16 protein-coding genes are annotated in these 18,117 nt (G+C 72.3%); 10 read left to right on the top strand and 6 right to left on the bottom strand.

Translation table 11 applies throughout. The annotated features are described in order from the left end of the window. The first annotated feature begins 323 nt into the window (after positions 1-323). Positions 324-1,238: a glycosyltransferase family protein gene (locus ACYQPG_RS18290; protein ID WP_461231434.1), complete on the top strand. Its 915-nt coding sequence runs from the start codon at positions 324-326 to the stop codon at positions 1,236-1,238. Further along, positions 1,235-2,173 carry a glycosyltransferase family 2 protein gene (locus ACYQPG_RS18285; RefSeq protein WP_147957803.1) on the top strand — a complete coding sequence of 313 codons (939 nt, stop codon included), beginning with the start codon at positions 1,235-1,237 and terminating at the stop codon, positions 2,171-2,173. The genes ACYQPG_RS18290 and ACYQPG_RS18285 overlap by 4 nt, the downstream gene beginning before the upstream one ends. Here ACYQPG_RS18285 and rutC read toward each other — a convergent pair whose 3' ends face one another. From rutC to rutA, 3 genes are read right to left on the bottom strand one after another with little or no spacing between them, the layout of a single operon-like run. Beyond that, a complete protein-coding gene (gene rutC, locus ACYQPG_RS18280) occupies positions 2,174-2,560 on the bottom strand; it encodes a pyrimidine utilization protein C (protein ID WP_147910883.1) in 387 nt (128 codons plus the stop codon). Between the two features lie 44 nt (positions 2,561-2,604). After that, the gene (gene rutB, locus ACYQPG_RS18275; RefSeq protein WP_147941817.1) at positions 2,605-3,342 is read right to left on the bottom strand and encodes a pyrimidine utilization protein B; all 738 of its coding nucleotides are present in this window, start codon (positions 3,340-3,342) and stop codon (positions 2,605-2,607) included. 16 nt (positions 3,343-3,358) lie between these two features. Further along, the gene (gene rutA, locus ACYQPG_RS18270) at positions 3,359-4,453 is read right to left on the bottom strand and encodes a pyrimidine utilization protein A (protein WP_419828551.1); all 1,095 of its coding nucleotides are present in this window, start codon (positions 4,451-4,453) and stop codon (positions 3,359-3,361) included. Positions 4,454-4,801: 348 nt separating this feature from the next. Between rutA and ACYQPG_RS18265 the strand changes: the two genes are divergently transcribed. Beyond that, the gene (locus tag ACYQPG_RS18265; RefSeq protein ID WP_147910882.1) at positions 4,802-5,230 is read left to right on the top strand and encodes a DUF4864 domain-containing protein; all 429 of its coding nucleotides are present in this window, start codon (positions 4,802-4,804) and stop codon (positions 5,228-5,230) included. Here the strand turns inward: ACYQPG_RS18265 and ACYQPG_RS18260 are convergent. After that, a complete protein-coding gene (locus ACYQPG_RS18260; RefSeq protein ID WP_461231433.1) occupies positions 5,205-5,759 on the bottom strand; it encodes a hypothetical protein in 555 nt (184 codons plus the stop codon). The genes ACYQPG_RS18265 and ACYQPG_RS18260 overlap by 26 nt on opposite strands. A gap of 74 nt (positions 5,760-5,833) precedes the next feature. Next, positions 5,834-6,247 carry a hypothetical protein gene (locus ACYQPG_RS18255; protein ID WP_461231432.1) on the bottom strand — a complete coding sequence of 138 codons (414 nt, stop codon included), beginning with the start codon at positions 6,245-6,247 and terminating at the stop codon, positions 5,834-5,836. Positions 6,248-6,481: 234 nt separating this feature from the next. Between ACYQPG_RS18255 and thrC the strand changes: the two genes are divergently transcribed. From thrC to ACYQPG_RS18220, 7 genes are all read left to right on the top strand, one after another. After that, entirely contained in the window at positions 6,482-7,894 is a 1,413-nt protein-coding gene (thrC, locus tag ACYQPG_RS18250; RefSeq protein WP_461231431.1) for a threonine synthase, read from the top strand. 7 nt (positions 7,895-7,901) lie between these two features. After that, positions 7,902-9,197 (top strand): M16 family metallopeptidase, encoded by a 1,296-nt coding sequence (locus tag ACYQPG_RS18245; protein WP_147910310.1) that lies wholly within the window; start codon positions 7,902-7,904, stop codon positions 9,195-9,197. A 226-nt stretch (positions 9,198-9,423) separates the two neighbouring features. Next, positions 9,424-12,342, top strand: coding sequence for a sensor domain-containing phosphodiesterase (locus ACYQPG_RS18240; RefSeq protein ID WP_147910311.1), 2,919 nt, complete (start codon positions 9,424-9,426; stop codon positions 12,340-12,342). A gap of 67 nt (positions 12,343-12,409) precedes the next feature. Further along, positions 12,410-12,823 (top strand): globin family protein, encoded by a 414-nt coding sequence (locus ACYQPG_RS18235; protein ID WP_147910312.1) that lies wholly within the window; start codon positions 12,410-12,412, stop codon positions 12,821-12,823. A 103-nt stretch (positions 12,824-12,926) separates the two neighbouring features. After that, on the top strand, positions 12,927-13,316 hold the full coding sequence (locus tag ACYQPG_RS18230) for a hypothetical protein (protein ID WP_147910468.1): 390 nt from the start codon (positions 12,927-12,929) through the stop codon (positions 13,314-13,316). A gap of 29 nt (positions 13,317-13,345) precedes the next feature. Next, a complete protein-coding gene (locus ACYQPG_RS18225) occupies positions 13,346-14,269 on the top strand; it encodes a ferredoxin reductase domain-containing protein (protein WP_419828454.1) in 924 nt (307 codons plus the stop codon). Positions 14,270-14,384: 115 nt separating this feature from the next. Continuing rightward, complete coding sequence (locus tag ACYQPG_RS18220; protein ID WP_147909456.1) at positions 14,385-15,437, top strand: SGNH/GDSL hydrolase family protein; 1,053 nt, start codon at positions 14,385-14,387, stop codon at positions 15,435-15,437. Between the two features lie 131 nt (positions 15,438-15,568). Here the strand turns inward: ACYQPG_RS18220 and ACYQPG_RS18215 are convergent, their stop codons facing one another. Next, complete coding sequence (locus ACYQPG_RS18215; RefSeq protein ID WP_419828455.1) at positions 15,569-18,106, bottom strand: glycogen/starch/alpha-glucan phosphorylase; 2,538 nt, start codon at positions 18,104-18,106, stop codon at positions 15,569-15,571. Positions 18,107-18,117: the final 11 nt, after the last annotated feature.

Below are 18,117 nucleotides of genomic sequence, written 5' to 3'. Positions count from 1 at the left end.
CCCGTCGAACTAACGGAACCGGCCGAGTCCGTAAACCATGGGCCGGCCCGTCCTCGGCCTGCGCGGCCGCGTGATCCGGCCTGGCCGCTTGTCGGGGACCGGGGTCCGCGATATCGAAGCGGCCCTTGATCCAACGCGCTCGCTGATGCCGTACCGGTCTCCACGTCGGCGGCGCGCGCTCTCTCGAGACCGGATCGACGCCATGCGCCGCCTCGCCGGCTTTCCAGTCCGGCCCCCCCGCTCGATCGATGCCGACCCGCGGGGCCCTCGACGCCGGGCAGACCTTCGCAGTGGAGTGGGCGTGCGCGGCCGGAGTTCGGCCCGTGCCTGATCCAGGACTGGACCGCCTCGCGCTCGGCATCACCCTGTTCCGGCCGAGCCGGGACCAGGTGGACCGGGTGCTGGCGCACGCCGCGTCGGGATCCACCCGGGTGATCGCCTTCGACGATGGCGGCCTGGCGGATGCGGACGCGGAGCGCCTGGCCCGGGCCGGCGTCGCCGTGCTGTCGGCGGGGCGCAATGTCGGTATCGCCGAGGCGCTCAACCGGATCGCCGCATCGGCCCGGGCGGGCGGCGCCGAGGCCCTGCTGCTGCTCGACCAGGATGCCGAGCCGCCCGCCGGGCTGGCCGCGGCGCTGCTCGCCGCCCGCGACCGGCTCCGGGAGGCCGCGATTCCGGTCGCCGTCGTGGGGCCGGCCCCCGCGCCGGCCGCCGGCCACAAGGCGCCGTCCTACCCGGCCCGCCCCGGCGCGCCGGCCTGCGGCGCCCTCCCTCCAGCCTGCGGCGCCCTCGCTCCGGTGCAGTTCCTGGCGACCTCCGGCTCGCTCATCGACCTCGACGCCCTCGCCCGGGTCGGGCCGTTCCGCGCCGACTTCTTCATCGACGGCGTCGAGCTGGAATGGTGCTTTCGCGCCTGGAGCCTGGGCTGGGGCTGCTACCTCGCCCGGGACGTCGCGATCCCCCACCGGGTCGGCGGCGGGGTGATCCGCGGCCTCGGGATCGCGATGCCGCGCCAGCCCCTGTTCCGGATGGCGACCTACCTGCGCAACGCGGTCTATGCCTGGCGCCTGCCGCACGTGCCCCTGCGCTGGAAGCTCGCGCAGGCCGCCTACCTGCCGCTCCAGGCCGGGCTGTATTGGGCGGATTCGGGCTGGCGGCCCGCCGTGCTGCTGCGGCTGCTCGGAGCCGCCCGCGACGGCGCCCTCGGGCGTCTCGGGCCCCCGCGGGATCGCGTATGACACAGCGCCCGATCCTCGACGTGGTGATCGTCAACTGGAACGGCGGCGCCCTGCTCGGCGCCTGCCTGGCGAGCCTTGCGGCCGTCCAGGAGGCCGCCGCCGTGCAGGTCATCGTGGTGGACAACGCCTCCCGGGACGGCTCGGTGGACGACCTGCCCGCCCTGCCCCGCCCGCTCCGGCTGATCCGCAACGCCGAGAATCGCGGCTTCGGCCGGGCCTGCGACCAGGGCGCCGCCGCCGGGGAGGCCCCCGCGATCCTGTTCCTCAACCCGGACACGCAGGTCGCCCCCGACGCGCTCCGGGTGGCCCTGGACGCCCTGTCGGCCGACCCGCGCACCGGGATCGTCGGCGCCCGGCTGGTCGATCCGGACGGCCGGACCGCGCGCTCCTGCGCCCGGGCGCCCACGGGTCTCGGCCTGCTCGGCCGCGCCCTCGCACTCGACCGGCTGGGACTCGTGCGGCCGCATTTTCTGGTCGAATGGGACCATGCCGACGACCGCGCCGTCGGGCAGGTGATGGGTGCGTTCCTGATGATCCGCCGGGACCTGTTCGCGGCGCTCGGCGGCTTCGACCCCCGCTTCTTCGTCTACTGGGAGGATGCCGACCTCTGCACCCGCGCCCGCGCCGCCGGCTTCGCGGTGCGGCACGTGGCCGGTGCGGTCGCCCACCATGTCGGCCAGGGCACGACCCGGCAGGTGCGGGCCCGCCGGCTGTTCTACGTCCTGCGCAGCCAGATCCTGTATGCGCACAAGCATCACGGCCGTGTCGCGGCCCTCGCCCTCACGCTGGCGAGTTTTGGCGCGCAGGTGCCGCTGCGGCTTCTCCTGGCTCTTGCCCGCCGCTCGCCGCAAGAGGCCGCGGAGGTGCTGCGCGCGGCCGGACTTTTGGCCGCCGCCCTGCCCGGCCTCGCGCCGCAGCTTCTTCGGGGTCGTTGATCAGCGGCCGATATGGGCCACCGAGGCGATCTCCACGAGGGCGTCGGGTTTCACCAGGCCGCACTGGATGCAGTAGCGCGCCGGCTTCTCGCCCGGGAAATACGCCGCGTAGACCGCGTTGATCGCCGCGTAATCGGCCCAGTCCTTGAGGAAGACGTGGTTGAAGGTCACGTCGTCCATCGTGCCGCCCGCGGCCTCGACCACGCCCTTGATCGTTTCCAGCACGTGCCGGGCCTGGGCGCCCGCGTCGCCGACATGGACGACGTTGGCGTCGGCATCGAGCGGCAGCGTGCCCGAGACGTACAGCACCCCGTCGGCCAGGGTGCCGGGCACGTAGGGGGCGAGCGGCTTGCCCGACCCCGGCGGGATGACGACCTGCTTCGGCATTGTTTCGGGACTTTCGCGGTGCGGGTTCGGGGATTGCGGGCGGTCTATTCGGCGGCGGCGCGTGTCTGCGCGCTCAGCGCCGTCTCGAACGAAGCCACGTCCGAGACCCATCCGAAGAAGGTCTCGATGTTGGCGAGCGCCCCCTCGTGCAGGCTCCGCGGGCCTGCCTGGTGGGTGGCGTCGGCGAGCACAATTCCAAAATACTCCCGGTGGTAGCCGTCCCGCAGGGTCGACTCGACGCAGACATTGGTGGCGATGCCGGTGAAGACCAGCGTGTTCACCCCCCGGGCCCGCAGCATGCTGTCGAGCGGCGTGTTGTAGAAGCCGCTGTAGCGCGGCTTGCCCAGCACGATGTCGCCGGGCTCCGGCTTCAGGGCATCGACCAGGGCGTAGTCCCACGAGCCCTTGGCCAGGAGCTGCGCGTTCATCTCGGGCCGCCGCCGCATGGTCTTGAGGGCGTTGGACTTGTGCCAGTTCGGCGAGCCCGGGCCGCCGGCCTCGACATAGTCCGGGTCCCAGCCGTTCTGGAACCACAGGATCCGGATGCCCGCCGCCCGGGCGGCGGCCACCGCCCGGGCGATCCGGGCGATGACCGGGCCGGTGCCCGACACGTCGAAGCCCGCGAGGTCGAGATAGCCGCCCGGGCTCGCGTAGGCGTTCTGCACGTCCACGACGATCAGCGCGGTCGCGGCCGGGTCGAAGGCGATCGGCTCGGGCCGGGCCGGCAGGATCACGCCGCCGTGGCGGCCCTGGGGATCGTGGAATCCGGCTTGCAAATCCATCACGCCACTTCTCTCGTCACGCCACGTCTCGGAGCGGTGCCGGCACCACGTGCCGGCGGGACCGCATCAGCGGCTGGATCCGGGTCCCGAACGCGTCGAGGCCGGTCAGGAAGTCGTCGAACACCAGCAGCACGCCCTCGACGCCGTCGATCGTCATGATCGTGTCCAGCATCGCGGCCACCTGGGCGTAGCTGCCCACCAGGGTGCCCATGTTGAGGTTCACCGCGGAGGTCGGGTCGGCGAGCTGGCGGACGTTCGTGTCGCTGCCGGATTTGGTGTCGGCCGCGCCCTGGAGGCCGAGCCAGGCGATCGCCTCGGTATCGGCGCCGGCCTTGTAATGCGCCCAGGTCGCCATCGCGGCGGCGTCGGTCTCGTCGGCGATGATCATGAACAGCGCGTAGGCGGTCACGCGCCGCCCGGTCCTGGCGCTGGCCTCGGCCAGCCGCTCCACCACGGGGGCGAACGCGGTGGGCGTGTTGAGGCCTTTCCCCAAGCAGAAATTGTAGTCGGCGTAGCGGGCCGTGAAATCCAGGCCGGCCCCGCTCTGGCCGGCGCAGATGATCTTCATCGGCGCCTGCGGGCGGGGGCTCAGGCGGCAATCGTTCATCTGGAAATACGTGCCCTTGAGGTCGCTGGCACCCGTCTCCCACAGCTCGCGCAGAACCTGAGCATACTCTGCCAAGTAGTCGTATCGTTTCGCGAAATACGCCTCGCCGGGCCACAGGCCCATCTGGTCGTATTCCGGCTTCTGCCAGCCGGTGACGAGGTTCAGGCCGAAGCGGCCGTCCGAGATCGAATCGATCGTCGCGGCCATGCGGGCGGTGATCGCCGGCGGCATGCACAGGGTCGCCGCGGTGGCGAACAGCTTGATCCGGGTGGTGATCGCGGCCAGCCCCGCCATCAGGGTGAACGACTCGAGGTTGTGGTCCCAGAACTCGGTCTTGCCGCCGAAGCCGCGCAGCTTGATCATCGACAGGGCGAAATCCAGGCCGTGCGCCTCCGCCTTGAGGGTGACCTGCTTGTTGAGCGCGAAGCTCGGCCGGTATTGCGGGGCGTTCTCCGACAGCAGCCAGCCGTTGTTGCCGATCGGGATGAACACCCCGACGCTCATCGGGGCGACGTCCCCGGCCGGCACGGTGTCGGGAAGGGGCACGGTGTCTGGAAGGGGCACGGGAACGGTCTCGGCGTCCACCTGGCTCTGCACCATCGCCCTCTCCTTCGCTCGGCCGAGCCCCGCAGGGCTTGAGTCGGTCGAGCGGACGCTCGCAAAACCTGGGCACAGAAGCAAACCCGTGCGCCGGGATGAGGCGGAAAATGCCTCTCTTTCCAGCGGCTTGCACAACCAGCGCGCGATATCTGCACATCCTGCGCGCGCGGTGCTTGCCGACCGCCGCGGCCCGTCTAGATGTTCTGTCGGCTCAGGGGTCTCGTGGGAGGCGCCCGATCGGAGTGACCGTCGATGCGCGCGTGGCTCGCCCTCCTGCTGCTCCCCCTCCTGGTGCTCCCCGGCGTCGCGGGGCCGGCGGCGGCCGATGACGGCGCCCGGACGGAGGCGCGGGCGGTGATCACCCGGCAGGTCGAGGCGCTCGGGCGCGACGACGCGCCGACCGCCTACGCCCAGGCGGCCCCGGCGATCCGGGAGATGTTCCCGAACGCCGACCTGTTCATCGGCATGGTGCGCAACCAGTACCGCCCGGTCTACCGCCACCGCAGCTTCGTGTTCGGCGAGGGCCGGGACACCGGGGAGGCGGGCGTGGTGCAGTCGGTGGCGATCCAGGACGAGTACGGCGTCGACTGGACCGCCGAGTACAGCCTCGCCCGGGACGCCGATGGGACGTGGCGCATCACCGGCTGCCGCCTGATCAAGGCGCCGGGCACAAGTGCCTGACGGGCTTCTGGCGGGCGCCCGGACCCGCGCCCGCGCGTCCGCCGACCTTTACGCGGCCAGCGCCACGGCCTTCCGGATCGTCCCGTCGAGCGCGACGTGGACCGTGTGGCGCACGCCGTCCTTTGCGCCCTGCAGCTCGAAATGCCTGGGCTTCCGCGCCGGCGACCGCGTAGCCCGCGGCCTCCGCGGCCCGGACCGCCAGGGCGGGATCGGCCACCGGATGGCCGTGACCCTCCGTCTTGGCGGCGCCCGTCTTGCGGGCGTCCTTCTTGGAGGCGTCCTTTTCGGGCCAGTCGATCGTGCGGGTCGAGCCGTCCGCAAGCGTAAGGCGGGTGACCTTGATCTCGGAGGGCTTGCGCGTGCCCCGCAGCGAGACCCGGTCGCCGGCCGCCAGGACGATCCCGGCGGCGCCCTTCGGGCCGAGATCCGCCAGGATCCGCCCCCCGGCCCCGTCGAGGGCGAAGCGGTGCCCGAACACCGCCCAGACGGTGCCGGCGGCGTCGAACGGTTCGGTCTGCGTATCGGTCATGGCGTTGATCCTGTTCCTGTTTCCGTGTCGGGGTGGGGGCGGGGGTGGTTCTTGCCCCGCCCCCCGGGTGGGGCCTACCGGGCGTCGCCGGGGCGCAGCGTCGCGAGTTTGTCGAGCAGCTGCAGGGTGATGTCGGCGCAGGCCTTCATCGATTCCTCGTCGGCGCATTTCACGTCGATCCGGGCATCGCCGCGCTCGACCTGGAAGTACGCGCCCTTCGGCGGGGGCGGGGGCGGGGGCGGGGGCGGCCCGTCGGGCCCGGGGCCGCGCTGCGGGCCGCCGGGCGGCGGGGGCGCTCCGTCCGGGCCCGGACCGCGCCGGGGACCGCCCGGCGGCGGGGGCGGCGGAGCGCCCGCCTCCGGGCCCGGCCGCGGGCCGCCGGGGGGCGGGGTCTGCGCGATCGCGGCGGTGCCGAGCAGCAGCGCGGCGCCGCCTGCCAGGATGAGGGGGCGAACGACGAGGGGGCGAAGGATGAGGGGGAGAATCATGTCGGCTCTCTCTGAGGAAGCACCCCGCGGGCGGGGTCGGGCCGCCCCGGCGGCGGCGGCCGGTCGAACCGGGGTGCCGCGGGGGTGATCCGGTTCCTAGGAGCGGCCGCGCAACCGGTCCTGAACCGGCCCGTTCAGGCCCGGTTAAACCGCGCCGGCCCGCCGCGACCGCCCGGACTTTCGACAGGTCCGCCCGCATCGTGTAGAGGGGGCGCCTTCCTCCCGGAGGCCCCTGTGCTCCACGTCTCGACCCGCGGCGAGGCCGCGCCGCTCTCGTTCTCGGATGCCCTCCTCGCTGGCCTCGCCCGCGACGGCGGCCTCTACGTGCCGCAGACCTGGCCGCAGATCGGCCGGGCGGAGATCGCCGGCTTCGCCGGCAAGCCCTACGCGGAGGCCGCCAAGCGCGTGCTGCGCCCGCTGATCGATGGCGAGATCGAAGACACCGATCTCGACCGGATGATCGACGAATCCTACGCCACCTTCCGGCACCCGGCGGTCTGCCCGCTGACCCAGCTCGACGACAACCTGTTCCTGCTGGAGCTCTTCCACGGGCCGACGCTGGCCTTCAAGGACGTGGCGATGCAGCTGCTCGGGCGGCTGATGGACCACGTGCTCACCAAGCGCGACACCCGCGCCACCATCGTGGGCGCGACCTCGGGGGATACCGGCTCGGCCGCCGTCGAGGCGTTCGGGGGCCTCGACCGGGTCGACATCTTCATCCTCTACCCGCACGGGCGCGTGTCGGAGGTCCAGCGGCGGCAGATGACCTCGGTGCCGGCCCAGAACGTCCACGCGCTCGCCGTGGACGGCACCTTCGACGATTGCCAGAACCTGGTCAAAGCCCTGTTCCAGCACGCGGATTTCGCCGATTCGGTGCGCCTGTCCGGGGTCAACTCGATCAACTGGGCCCGGGTCGCGGCGCAGGCGGTGTACTACTTCACCAGCGCGGTGGCGCTCGGCGCCCCCCACCGGCCGGTCTCCTTCGCGGTGCCGACCGGCAATTTCGGCGACGTGCTCGCCGGCTGGGTCGCCAAGCGGATGGGGCTGCCGATCGAGCGGCTGATGATCGGCACCAACGCCAACGACATCCTGGTGCGCACCCTGGAGCACGGCGCCTACGCGCTGCGCGGCGTCGTGCCCACGACCTCGCCCTCCATGGACATCCAGATCTCGTCCAACTTCGAGCGGCTGCTGTTCGAGGCGCTCGGCCGCGACGCCTCGGCGCTGTCGCGGCTGATGTCCGGGCTGAAGCAGTCCGGCGGCTTTTCCTTGAGCCCGGAGATCCTGGCCTCAATCCGCTCCGAGTTCGACGCCGTCGCGGTGCCGGAGCCCTACGTGATGGAAGAGATCGCCCTGACCCAGGCCGCCACCGGGATCGTGCTCGATCCCCATAGCGCCATCGGGGTGCGCGCCGGCCGCCGGCTCCTGGAGCGGGATCCCGCGACCCCCGTCGTCGCCCTGGCCACGGCGCACCCCGCGAAATTCCCCGACGCGGTCGCCAAGGCCACCGGCGGCCTGCGCCCGCCCCTGCCGCCGCACCTCGCCGACCTCATGGACCGGCCCGAGCGCATGACCCCGGTGGCCAACGATCAGGCCGCCGTGGAGCGGCTGATCCGCGCGCGCGCCCGCATCACGAAGGGTGCCTGAGCCCGCGATGAACCAGCATTTCTCCACGCACGCCGCCTCCCCGTCCCTGCGCACCACGCGGCTCGCCAACGGCGTCACGGTGGTGACCGAGCCGATGCCCGGGGTGGCGACCGCCAGCGTCGGCGTCTGGGTCGGGGCCGGCTCGCGCAACGAGCGCGCCGACGAGGCCGGGCTGTCGCACCTCATCGAGCACATGGCGTTCAAGGGGACGCGCACGCGCTCGGCCCAGAGGATCGCCGAGGAGATCGAGAATGTCGGCGGCGAGATCAACGCCGCCACCTCCACGGAGGGGACGAGCTACACCGCCCGGGTGCTCGGCGAGGATGCCGGCCTCGCCCTCGACGTGATCGGCGACATCCTCACCGATTCGGTGTTCGATGCCGGCGAGCTCGCCCGCGAGAAGGGCGTGATCCTGCAGGAATACGCCGCCGTCGAGGACACCCCGGACGACGTGGTCTACGACGCCTTCACGGAGGCCGCCTTCCCGGACCAGCCGGTCGGACGGCCGATCCTCGGGCGCCCCGAGACGATCCGGAGCTTCGACGAGGCCGGCATCCGCGCCTACCTCGCCCGGGAATACACGCCGGACCGGATCGTCGTGGCCGGGGCCGGCGCGGTCACCCACGAGGCGATCGTCGAGGCGGCCGAGCGCCATTTCGGCGCCCTGCCGGCCAAGGCGGCGCCCGCGGCGGTGCCGGGGCTCTACGGCGGCGGCGAGCGGCGGATGCCGCGCAAGCTCGAACAGGCCAACGTCGTGATCGGCTTGCCCGGCCTGTCGTTCCGGGACGACGGCTACTACGCGCTGCACATGTTCGCGCAGGTGCTCGGCGGCGGCCTGACCTCGCGGCTGTGGCAGGAGGTGCGCGAGACCCGCGGCCTCGCCTACGAGATCCAGGCCTTCCACTGGCCGTTCTCCGATTGCGGCCTGTTCGGCATCGGCGCCGGGACCGCGGGGGCGGACCTGCCCGAGCTCGTCGACGTGACGCTGGCGGCCACGGCCCGGGCCGCCCGGGACCTCGCCGAGCCCGAGATCGCCCGTGCCAAGGCGCAGCTGAAGGTGTCGCTGCTCTCGGCGCTGGAGACGCCGGGCGGCCGCATCGAGCGCAACGCCCGCCAGATCCTGGCCTGGGGCCGGGTGATCCCGGCCGGCGAGGTGATCGACAAGGTCGACGCCGTCACGGTGGCGGACGTGCGGGCCGCCGCGGCCGCGATGCTTGAGGGCGCCCCGACGCTCGCGGCGATCGGCCCGATCCGCAAGCTGCCCGCCCTCGACCGGATCGCCGCCGCGCTTCGGGGGGCTTGAGCCTCCGTTGGGGCGCCCGACCGCGCGCGCCAGCCACGGTGAGGGTTAAGACACTCCGAGCCGGACAGGCTCTGAGACGCCCTGTTCGGGCCCCGCAACGACGCCCCCTGCCCCGCCCAACTTGATTTGGCCGCAAAGGGGCGCGATCCGCGGAGTCCGGATCCGGACCGGGGCGGCTGCCCCGGGGCCGGGGCCTTCCTTTCGATCGCGGCCGCCCGGGTGGCCGATGCCGAAGCTCGCACGGCCGGAACTCAAGACACCCTTGCGCATCCTCGCCCTCCTCCTGACCCTGGTCGGCGGCCTCGTCGGTGCCCTCTCGCTGTGTGGGCCGGCTCAAGCCGTCGAGGCGGTGCGCGTCACCCTCGACGCGCCGGTGATCGACCTGACCACCGCGATCGAGCGCTACCGCTCGGACGGCGACCTGATCCAGATCTCCACGGCGCCCGGCAAGGACGGCATCGTCCGCCGCATCGTCGTGAAGGCGCGGGACGCCGGCGCCCGGCCGGACTGGATCGTGTTCGCCCTCACCAACGACACCGACGAGCAGATCGACCGCATCCTGGTGGCGCCGCATTTCCGGCTGGTGGATTCCGGGGTGATCTGGCCCGATCTCGGCGGCTCGCGGATCGCCGCCATCACGGCGAGCCAGGGCATCCGCCCGGAGCGCGACGAGAACCCCGAGGCCGACCAGTTCACGATCACGCTGGATCCCGGCACCACGGTCACCTACGTCGCCGAGCTGCGCGGCCCCAACGTGCCCCAGCTGCACCTGTGGGATCAGGACGCCTACCGCCGCAAGACCGCCGGGCTGACCCTGTACAAGGGCATCATCATCGGCATCAGCGGGTTGCTGGCGCTGTTCCTGACCATCGTGTTCGTGGTCAAGGGTGCGATCATCTTCCCGGCCGCCGCGGCCCTGGCCTGGTCGGTGCTGGCCTATGCGTGCATCGATTTCGGCTTCCTGCAGCGGGTGTTCCCCGTCACCGAATTGGCCGAGCGGGTCTACCGGGCCTCCGCCGAGGCGGTGCTCGGGGCGACGCTGCTGGTGTTCCTGTTCGCCTACCTGAACCTCGCCCGCTGGCACGTGCGCTACAGTCACGTGGCGTTCTTCTGGCTGGCCTTCCTGGCGGGCCTCGTCGGGCTGGCGGTGTTCGACCCGCCGGTGGCGGCGGGGGTGGCGCGCATCTCCATCGCCGCGGTGGCGGGGATCGGCCTGCTGCTGATCGTCTACCTCGCCGCCCATAACGGCTACGACCGGGCGATCCTGCTGGTGCCGACCTGGCTGCTGCTGGTGGTCTGGGTGACGGCGGCGGGCTTCGCGGTCACCGGCCAGATCGGCAGCGACCTGGTGCAGCCGGCGCTGATCGGCGGCCTGGTGCTGATCGTGATGCTGATCGGCTTCACGGTGCTGCAGCACGCCTTCGCGGGGGGCGGCCTCAGCCATGCCCTCGTGTCGGACACCGAGCGGCGGGCGCTGGCGCTCACCGGCGCGGGCGACGTGGTGTTCGACTGGGACGTGCCGGCCGACCGGGTCTTCGCCGGCCCCGAGATCGAGGCGCAGCTCGGCCTGCCCCGGGGCACCCTGGAGGGCCCGGCGACGAACTGGCTCGGCACGCTCCACCCGTTCGACGTGGAGCGCTACTCGGCGGCCCTCGACACGGTGATCGAGGAGCGGCGCGGGCGCATCGTCCACGATTTCCGCCTGCGCTCGGCCGCCGGCACCTATTTCTGGTACCGGCTGAAGGCGCGGCCGGTGATCGGCGCCGACGGCGAGGTGATCCGCGTGGTCGGCACCATCGCGGACGTCACCGAGATCAAGACCGCCGAGGAGCGCCTGCTCCACGACGCGGTGCACGACAGCCTGACCGGCCTGCCCAACCGCGAGCTGTTCGGCGACCGCCTGGACGCGGCTCTGGCCTTCGCCGGCCAGGACCAGCGGCTCAAGCCGACCGTGATCGTGCTGGATGTCGACCGGTTCAAGGGCATCAACGACGCGATCGGCCTGTCGGCGGGCGATTCGATCCTGCTGACCCTGTCCCGCCGGCTCGGCCGCCTGCTGCGGCCGCAGGACAGCCTGGCCCGGATCACCAGCGACGAATTCGCCGTGATCCTGCTGTCCGAGCGCGACCCCGACCGGATCCTGGCGTTTGCCGAGATGATCCGCCGGGCGATCGCCACGCCGATCACCTATGCCGACCGGGAGATCTTCCTCACCGTCTCGATCGGGCTCGCGCTCTACGAGGCGGGGGCGAACCTGAAGCGCGACGAGGTGTTCAAGAGCGCCGAGATCGCCATGATCCAGGCCAAGCGCAACGGCGGCGACCGCATCGAGGTGTTCCGCGCCCATATGCGCACCGACCGCTCCGACCGGCTGATGCTGGAGAGCGACCTGCGCAAGGCGATCGAGCGCAACGAGCTGCGGGTGCTGTTCCTGCCGGTGGTCCGCCTCGAGGACCGCACCGTGGCGGGGTTCGAGACCGTGCTGCGCTGGGACCACCCGAAGCTCGGCCGCATCCCGGCCTCGACCTTCATGCCGCTCGCCGAGGAGAGCGGCTTCGTCGTCAACCTCGGCATCTTCGCCCTGGAGCGCACCGCCCTGGAACTCGCCGCCTGGCAGCGTTCCCTCGAGGTCGAGCCGCCGATCTTCGCGGCCTGCAACCTGTCGTCGCGCCAGCTCCTGCGCCACGACCTCCTGCACGACGTAAAAACCGTGCTGGCCCGCTCCGGGGCGCTGCCCGGCTCGCTCAAGCTGGAATTCAGCGAGAGCCTGGTGATGGAGAACCCGGAATACGCCGCCCAGATGCTGGCCCGCATCCACGACCTCGGGGCCGGCCTGTGCCTGTCGGATTTCGGCACCGGCTACTCGGCCCTGTCCTACCTCCAGCGCTTCCCGTTCGACACGATCAAGGTCGACGCGACCTTCGTGCGCCAGATCGGCACCGGCCAGACCGCGATCCTGCGCTCGATCGTCCGGATGGCGAGCGAACTGAACCTCGCCATCGTGGCGGAGGGCTGCGAATCGGAGAGCGACGCGCAGGCGCTGGCCGGGCTCGGCTGCGAATACGCCCTCGGGCCGGCCTTCGGCGAGCCGATGACCATGCTGCAGGCCCGCCAGATCGTCGGAGCCGCCCCCGAGGCGGCCTGATCTTGGTTCTGGCCGACCGAATCAGGTATACTGCCGACCAGCGATGAAGGCGGTGGCAGGGGATGCGATGACGCCCGAACAGGTCAGGCTCGTCCAGGACAGCTTCGCGAAGGTGCGGCCGATCGCCGGGACGGCGGCCGACCTGTTCTACGGGCGCCTGTTCGAGATCGCCCCGGAGGTCCGCCCGCTCTTCCCCGACGACATGGCCGAGCAGAAGAAGAAGCTGATGGCCATGCTGGGCCTGGCGGTGGCCCATCTCGGCCACCCGGAGACCGTGGCCCCGGCGATCCGGGATCTCGGGCGCAAGCACGTGGCCTACGGCACCCAGGCCGCCCACTACGCCCCGGTCGGCGCCGCGCTGCTGTGGACCCTGGAGCAGGGCCTCGGCCCGGACTTCACCCCGGAGGTCCGCGCGGCCTGGACCGAGACCTACACGCTGGTGGCCGGGTTGATGACGGGAGCGGCGGCGGAGGCCGCCTGAACCCCTTCGGAAGTCGACGATCGGTTTAAGTCCCCCTTAACCATGTCCGCGCAAGCTCCTGTTGATGGAATGGCGCTCCGGCGCGCGTGGAGGGGATGGGCGGATGGCCGAGGCGGCGAGGCGTTACCAGCAGGCGGGCAGCTCGGATCTCGTGCGTCGCCTGATCGCCCGGCCGGTCCGGCTGGAGCAGCAGGCCCGCACCCGGCTGCCGGTCCCCGGCCAGGCTCTGCCCGGCCAAGCTGTGCAGGATCCGCGCGTCTCCGGCGCCGCCCTGGACGACCTGTCCGAGGATTTCGACGAGGCCGACGAGATCGCCCGGCTCGAGACCGAGCTGCAGGTGATGAAGGCGGTGCTCCGGGCCCAGCGGCAGGAGGTCGAGGCCCTCCGGGCGCAGCGCCAGCTCCTGACCGAATCGGCGGCCAGCGACGACGTGCGGGCGACCCGCGAGCGCTGGGCGTCCCTGGTGGACACCCTGCTGATCCGCGCCCGGTGATCCCTCTCCAGACCAAGCGGGGTACGGCCATGGGCGCGCGCTGCTCGCTCGTCGTCAACGGCCGGTCGGTGCGCGTCTCGACCGGCGACACGCCGCTGGAGGCGGCGCTCGCCGAGGGCATGATCGCGCCCGTGCAGGCGCAGCTCGCCAGCCAGGTCGCCGGCCAGGGCAGCGCCGCGCCGTCGAGCCGTCGGCCCCCGGCCCGCCGGGCCCGGGCCGAGGCCCTGCGGCCGAGCCTGCCCGGCGCCCCGATCCTGGGCCAGGAGGAGGCCCCGCCCCCGGCCGTCGCCATCCGCAAGGGCACCGTCTCGCAGATCCGGCGGCTCTGCCCCGGCATCGTCGAGGTCGTGGCGACCCTGACCCGGCGCCCGAACCTCGAGCCCGGCCACCAGGCGCTCGTCACCTTCGCGGGCCTGCCTGCCCTGACCCTGTCCCCGACCCTGCGGATCGACGGCTCGGCCGAGATCAACGAGGCGGTGTTCCACATCCCCCGCGACCCCGAGGGCGGCCCGGTCGACGCGATCCGGCTCGACCAGCCCGTGCGCCTGAAGGGCCCCGTCGGCCGCGGCCAGTACCGGCCCGGCGGCGGGCGCCTCGTGCTGGTGGCGGCGGGAGCCGGCTTCGGCCCGATCTGGGCGATCGCCCGGGCGGCCCGCTACGTCGAGCCCGCCCGCGAGATGGCGCTGGCGGTCGGCGCCCGGGACGCCCTCGACCTCTACATGCGCGAGAGCCTGGACTGGCTGCGCTGCACCGGCGTCGGCCGGATCGTGCTCTGCGCCGACCGCGGCGGCCAGCGGCCGCCGGACGTGCGCTCCGGCCCGCTCACCGCCCACCTGCCGAGCCTGCGCGCCACCGACGTCGTCCACGTGGCCGGCGACATCGCCACCGTCGGCGCCGTGCAGGTGCTCGCCGCCGCGGTGGGCGCGCGCTGCTACCCGATCGTGCTCGACTGACCACGGCGCCCGTCCGCGGACCGCGCCCGGACCATCAGGGCTCCGCCCCGATACCCCGCCAAAGGGCCGGGCGCCCTTTGGGATTTCGTCCCTTCCCGTGAGTCGGTCTGCGTCGATGCTCCGCGTGCTCTGCCTCGGCTACAGCGTCACGGAGCTGGCGGGCTATGTCGAGCACGCCAACGCCCTGGCCGCGGCCGAGGGGCGGCCGGTCACCTTCCTGCGCAGCGGCTGGGGCGGCCACTCGCTGCCCTCGATCGCCGCCCTGATCGACGAGATCCTCGACGCCTGTCCCTGCGACCACGTCCTGCTGGAGCTGTTCACCGGCAACGTCCGCTACTTCGACGGCGCGACAATGCGGGCCTACCTGGACGACATCCTGGCGGCGACCGCCCGGCGGGGCCTGCCGGTGGCCTTCCTCAACCTCCACCAGGGCGGGGTCGATTACGCGGCCGAGCCCGTCGCCGCCCTGCTCGCGGAGTACCGCGCCCTCTACGGCATCGTCTACCTCGACATCGCCGCCCCGGTGGCCGCCGCGGGGGCGGGCGACATCACCTACCTGCTGAAGGACGGGACCCATCTCGCCCCGGCCGGGGCCGAACTCTACGGCATCCTGGTCTACGCCTTCATGCGGGCGCCGCCCCCCGGCCGCGCCTATGTCGACCGGCTCCGGCGATTGCCGGTCCGGTTCGAATCCCTGCCGCTGCGCACCCTCCCCGGCCTGGAATGCGGGTTCGAACTGCGCCGCAACGGCATCCCGCTGCACTTCCTGGAGATTCCCGAGGGCGCGAGCGTCGAGATCCCGCTCGGGCGGCCGCGTCGCGTGATCGGCGCCCTGGTGACCTACGGCCCGCGGGCCGGCACGCTGACGGTCCAGGATCCGGCGACCGGGCGGTCACGCGCGATCACCGCCTACGACGAATTCTCCTATTACACGCGCTCCATGTTCCGGAGCTTCGTGTTCCCGGCCGTCCGGACCCTGAGGATCACGCAGGGGGCCGCGCTGCCCGACATCGCCCTGCGCAAGGGCGAGCCGGACCGGGGGCCGCGTCTCGGCCGGGTGTCGCACGTCTTCGTCCGGCGCCGGCTCGGCCTCGCCGAGCGCGTGGCGCTGATCCGTCACCGGCTTCTACGCAACCTGCGCCGGCTCAGGGGTTTCCCAAGGGCCTGAGGCCCTTGGGCGGGGTGTCGGGGCGGAGCCCGACACCAGGGCGCCGCCCTGGACCCGCGAAAGGTCCGAGACCTTTCGAAACCAGGACTTCCTTTCGAAACCAGGACTTCCTTTCGAAACCGGGACGTCCTTCAGCCCAGGCGGACGCGCCAGATCTCGTCCGCGTATTCACGCATCGAGCGGTCCGAGGAGAACCACGCCATCCGGGCGGTGTTGCGGATCGCCTTGGCCCACCAGCCGCGCGGGTCGCGCCAGGCGGCGTCGATGGAGCGCTGCACCCGCCAGTAATCGTCGAAGTCGGCGGTGAGCAGGTACTGGTCGCGCTGGCGCAGGTCGTCGGTGAGCGGCCGGAACCGGCCCGGCTCCTCCGGCGAGAACCGCCCGGAGGCGATCATGTCCAGCGCCGCCGCCAGCCGGGGCGAGGCCTGGATCGCCGTCGCGGCGTAGCCCGGCTCGGCCTCGCGCGCCTGCACCCCGGCGGCGTCGAGGCCGAAGATGAAGATGTTGTCCGCCCCGACATGGTCGCGGATCTCGATGTTGGCGCCGTCCAGCGTGCCCACCGTGAGCGCGCCGTTGAGGGCGAACTTCATGTTGCCGGTGCCCGAGGCCTCCATGCCGGCGGTGGAGATCTGCTCCGACAGGTCGGCGCCCGGGATGATCGTCTCGGCGAGGCTCACCGAGTAGTTCGGCAGGAACACCACCTTCAGCCGGCCCGCGACCTCCGGATCGTCGTTCACCGCCTTGGCCACGTCGCAGGCGAGCTTGATGATCAGCTTGGCCCGGACGTAGCTCGGCGCGGCCTTGCCGGCGAAGATCTTCACCCGGGGCGTCCAGTCCCGGTGCGGGTCGGCCTTGATCGCCTGGTAGAGCGCCACCGTCTCGACGACGTTGAGGAGCTGGCGCTTGTACTCGTGGATGCGCTTGACCTGGATGTCGAACAGCGCGTCCGGATCGATGTCGATGCCGGTGCGCTCGGCCACGACCTTGGCCAGCGCCACCTTGCGCTGCCGGCGCACGGCGGCGTAGCGCGCCACGAAGGCCGGATCCTCGGCATGGGCCTCCAGGCCCCGGAGCAGCTCGGGATCGTCGAGGACGCCCGCGCCCACCGTCTCCACGGCGAGCCGGGTGAGGCCCGGATTGGCGTTGTGGAGCCAGCGCCGGAAGGTGATGCCGTTGGTCTTGTTGACGATCTTGTCCGGATCCAGCGCGTGGAGCGGCGCGAACACCGTGGACCGCATCAGGTCGGTGTGCAGCGCCGAGACGCCGTTGACCCGCCGGGCGCCGTGGAAGGCGAGGTGCCCCATCCGGACCCGCCGGCCATGCGCCTCGTCGATCAGCGAGATCGAGGCCAGGTAGGCGGCGTCCTGGTGGGCGGCGTCCTGGCGGCCGTGCTTGGCCTGCTCTTCGAGATGCATCCAGTTGATCAGGTAGATGATCTGCATGTGGCGCGGCAGCAGCCGCTCCATCAGCTCCACCGGCCAGGTCTCCAGCGCCTCGGGCAGCAGGGTGTGGTTGGTGTAGTTCAGCGTGTGGGTGGTGACGTGCCACGCATCCTCCCAGGAGAGGTCGTGGTCCTCCATCAGGATGCGCATCAGCTCCGGCACCGCGATGGCCGGGTGGGTGTCGTTGAGCTGGATCGCGGCGTGGTCCGACAGGGACCGCACGTCGCCGCGCTCCATGACGTGGCGGGCGATGAGATCCTGGAGCGAGGCCGAGGTGAAGAAGTATTCCTGGCGCAGGCGCAGTTCCTGCCCGTCGGCCGAGGAATCGCTCGGATAGAGCACCCGGGAGATCGCCTCCGCCCGCATGCGGGCCGCGACGGCGCCGACATGGTCGCCATCGTTGAAGCGGCCGAGGTCGACCGGCTCGCCGGCCTCCGCCTTCCACAGGCGCAGCCGGTTGACGTGGCGCCCGCGCCAGCCGACCACCGGGATGTCGTGGGCGACCGCCCGCACGGTCTCGGCCGGCTGCCAGTGGCGGCGGATCACGCCCTCGCCGGGCGAGGACAGCGTGACGGTGCCGCCGAAGCCGATCGTGTAGGTCGCGTCGGGCCGGACGAACTCCCAGGGATTGCCCTCGGCCAGCCAGGTCTCCGGCGCCTCGCGCTGCCAGCCGTCCTCGAAGGACTGGCGGAACAGGCCGTGATCGTACCGGATGCCGTAGCCGATCGCCGGGATGCCGATGCTGGCCATGCTGTCCATGAAGCAGGCGGCCAGCCGCCCGAGGCCGCCATTGCCGAGCGCCGCGTCGGGCTCCGCATCCTGCACGGCGTCGAGATCGACCCCGAGTTCCCGCAGCGCCGCCCGGGTCGTGTCGGTGAGGCCGAGGTTGTTCATGGCGTCCGACATCAGCCGGCCGATCAGGAATTCGAGCGAGAGATAGTAGACCCGCTTGTTCGGCACGGCCTTCTCGGAGGCCATGCAGGCCGCCACGACGCGCTCGCGCAGGGCCATCGCGGTGGCCACGAACCAGTCGCGCGGGCGGGCGGATTCGGGGGTCCGGCCGAGCGCGAAGGTCAGCTTGGCGCGGATCGATTCCCGCAGGTCGACCACGGCGTCACCGGTCTGCGACAGGAGCGGCGCGGTCCAGGCGGCCACCGGCAGCTCGGCCGCGGCGTCGTCGCGCAGGGCGTCCCGCTGGGCGGGCGGAGTGAGAACGTCGTTCAGCACGTGCGGGTCCC

The organism is Methylobacterium sp. CM6246 (assembly GCF_054818005.1).
Note: the sequence above shows the minus strand (reverse complement) of the source record. Positions and strands in the feature narration are given on the sequence as shown.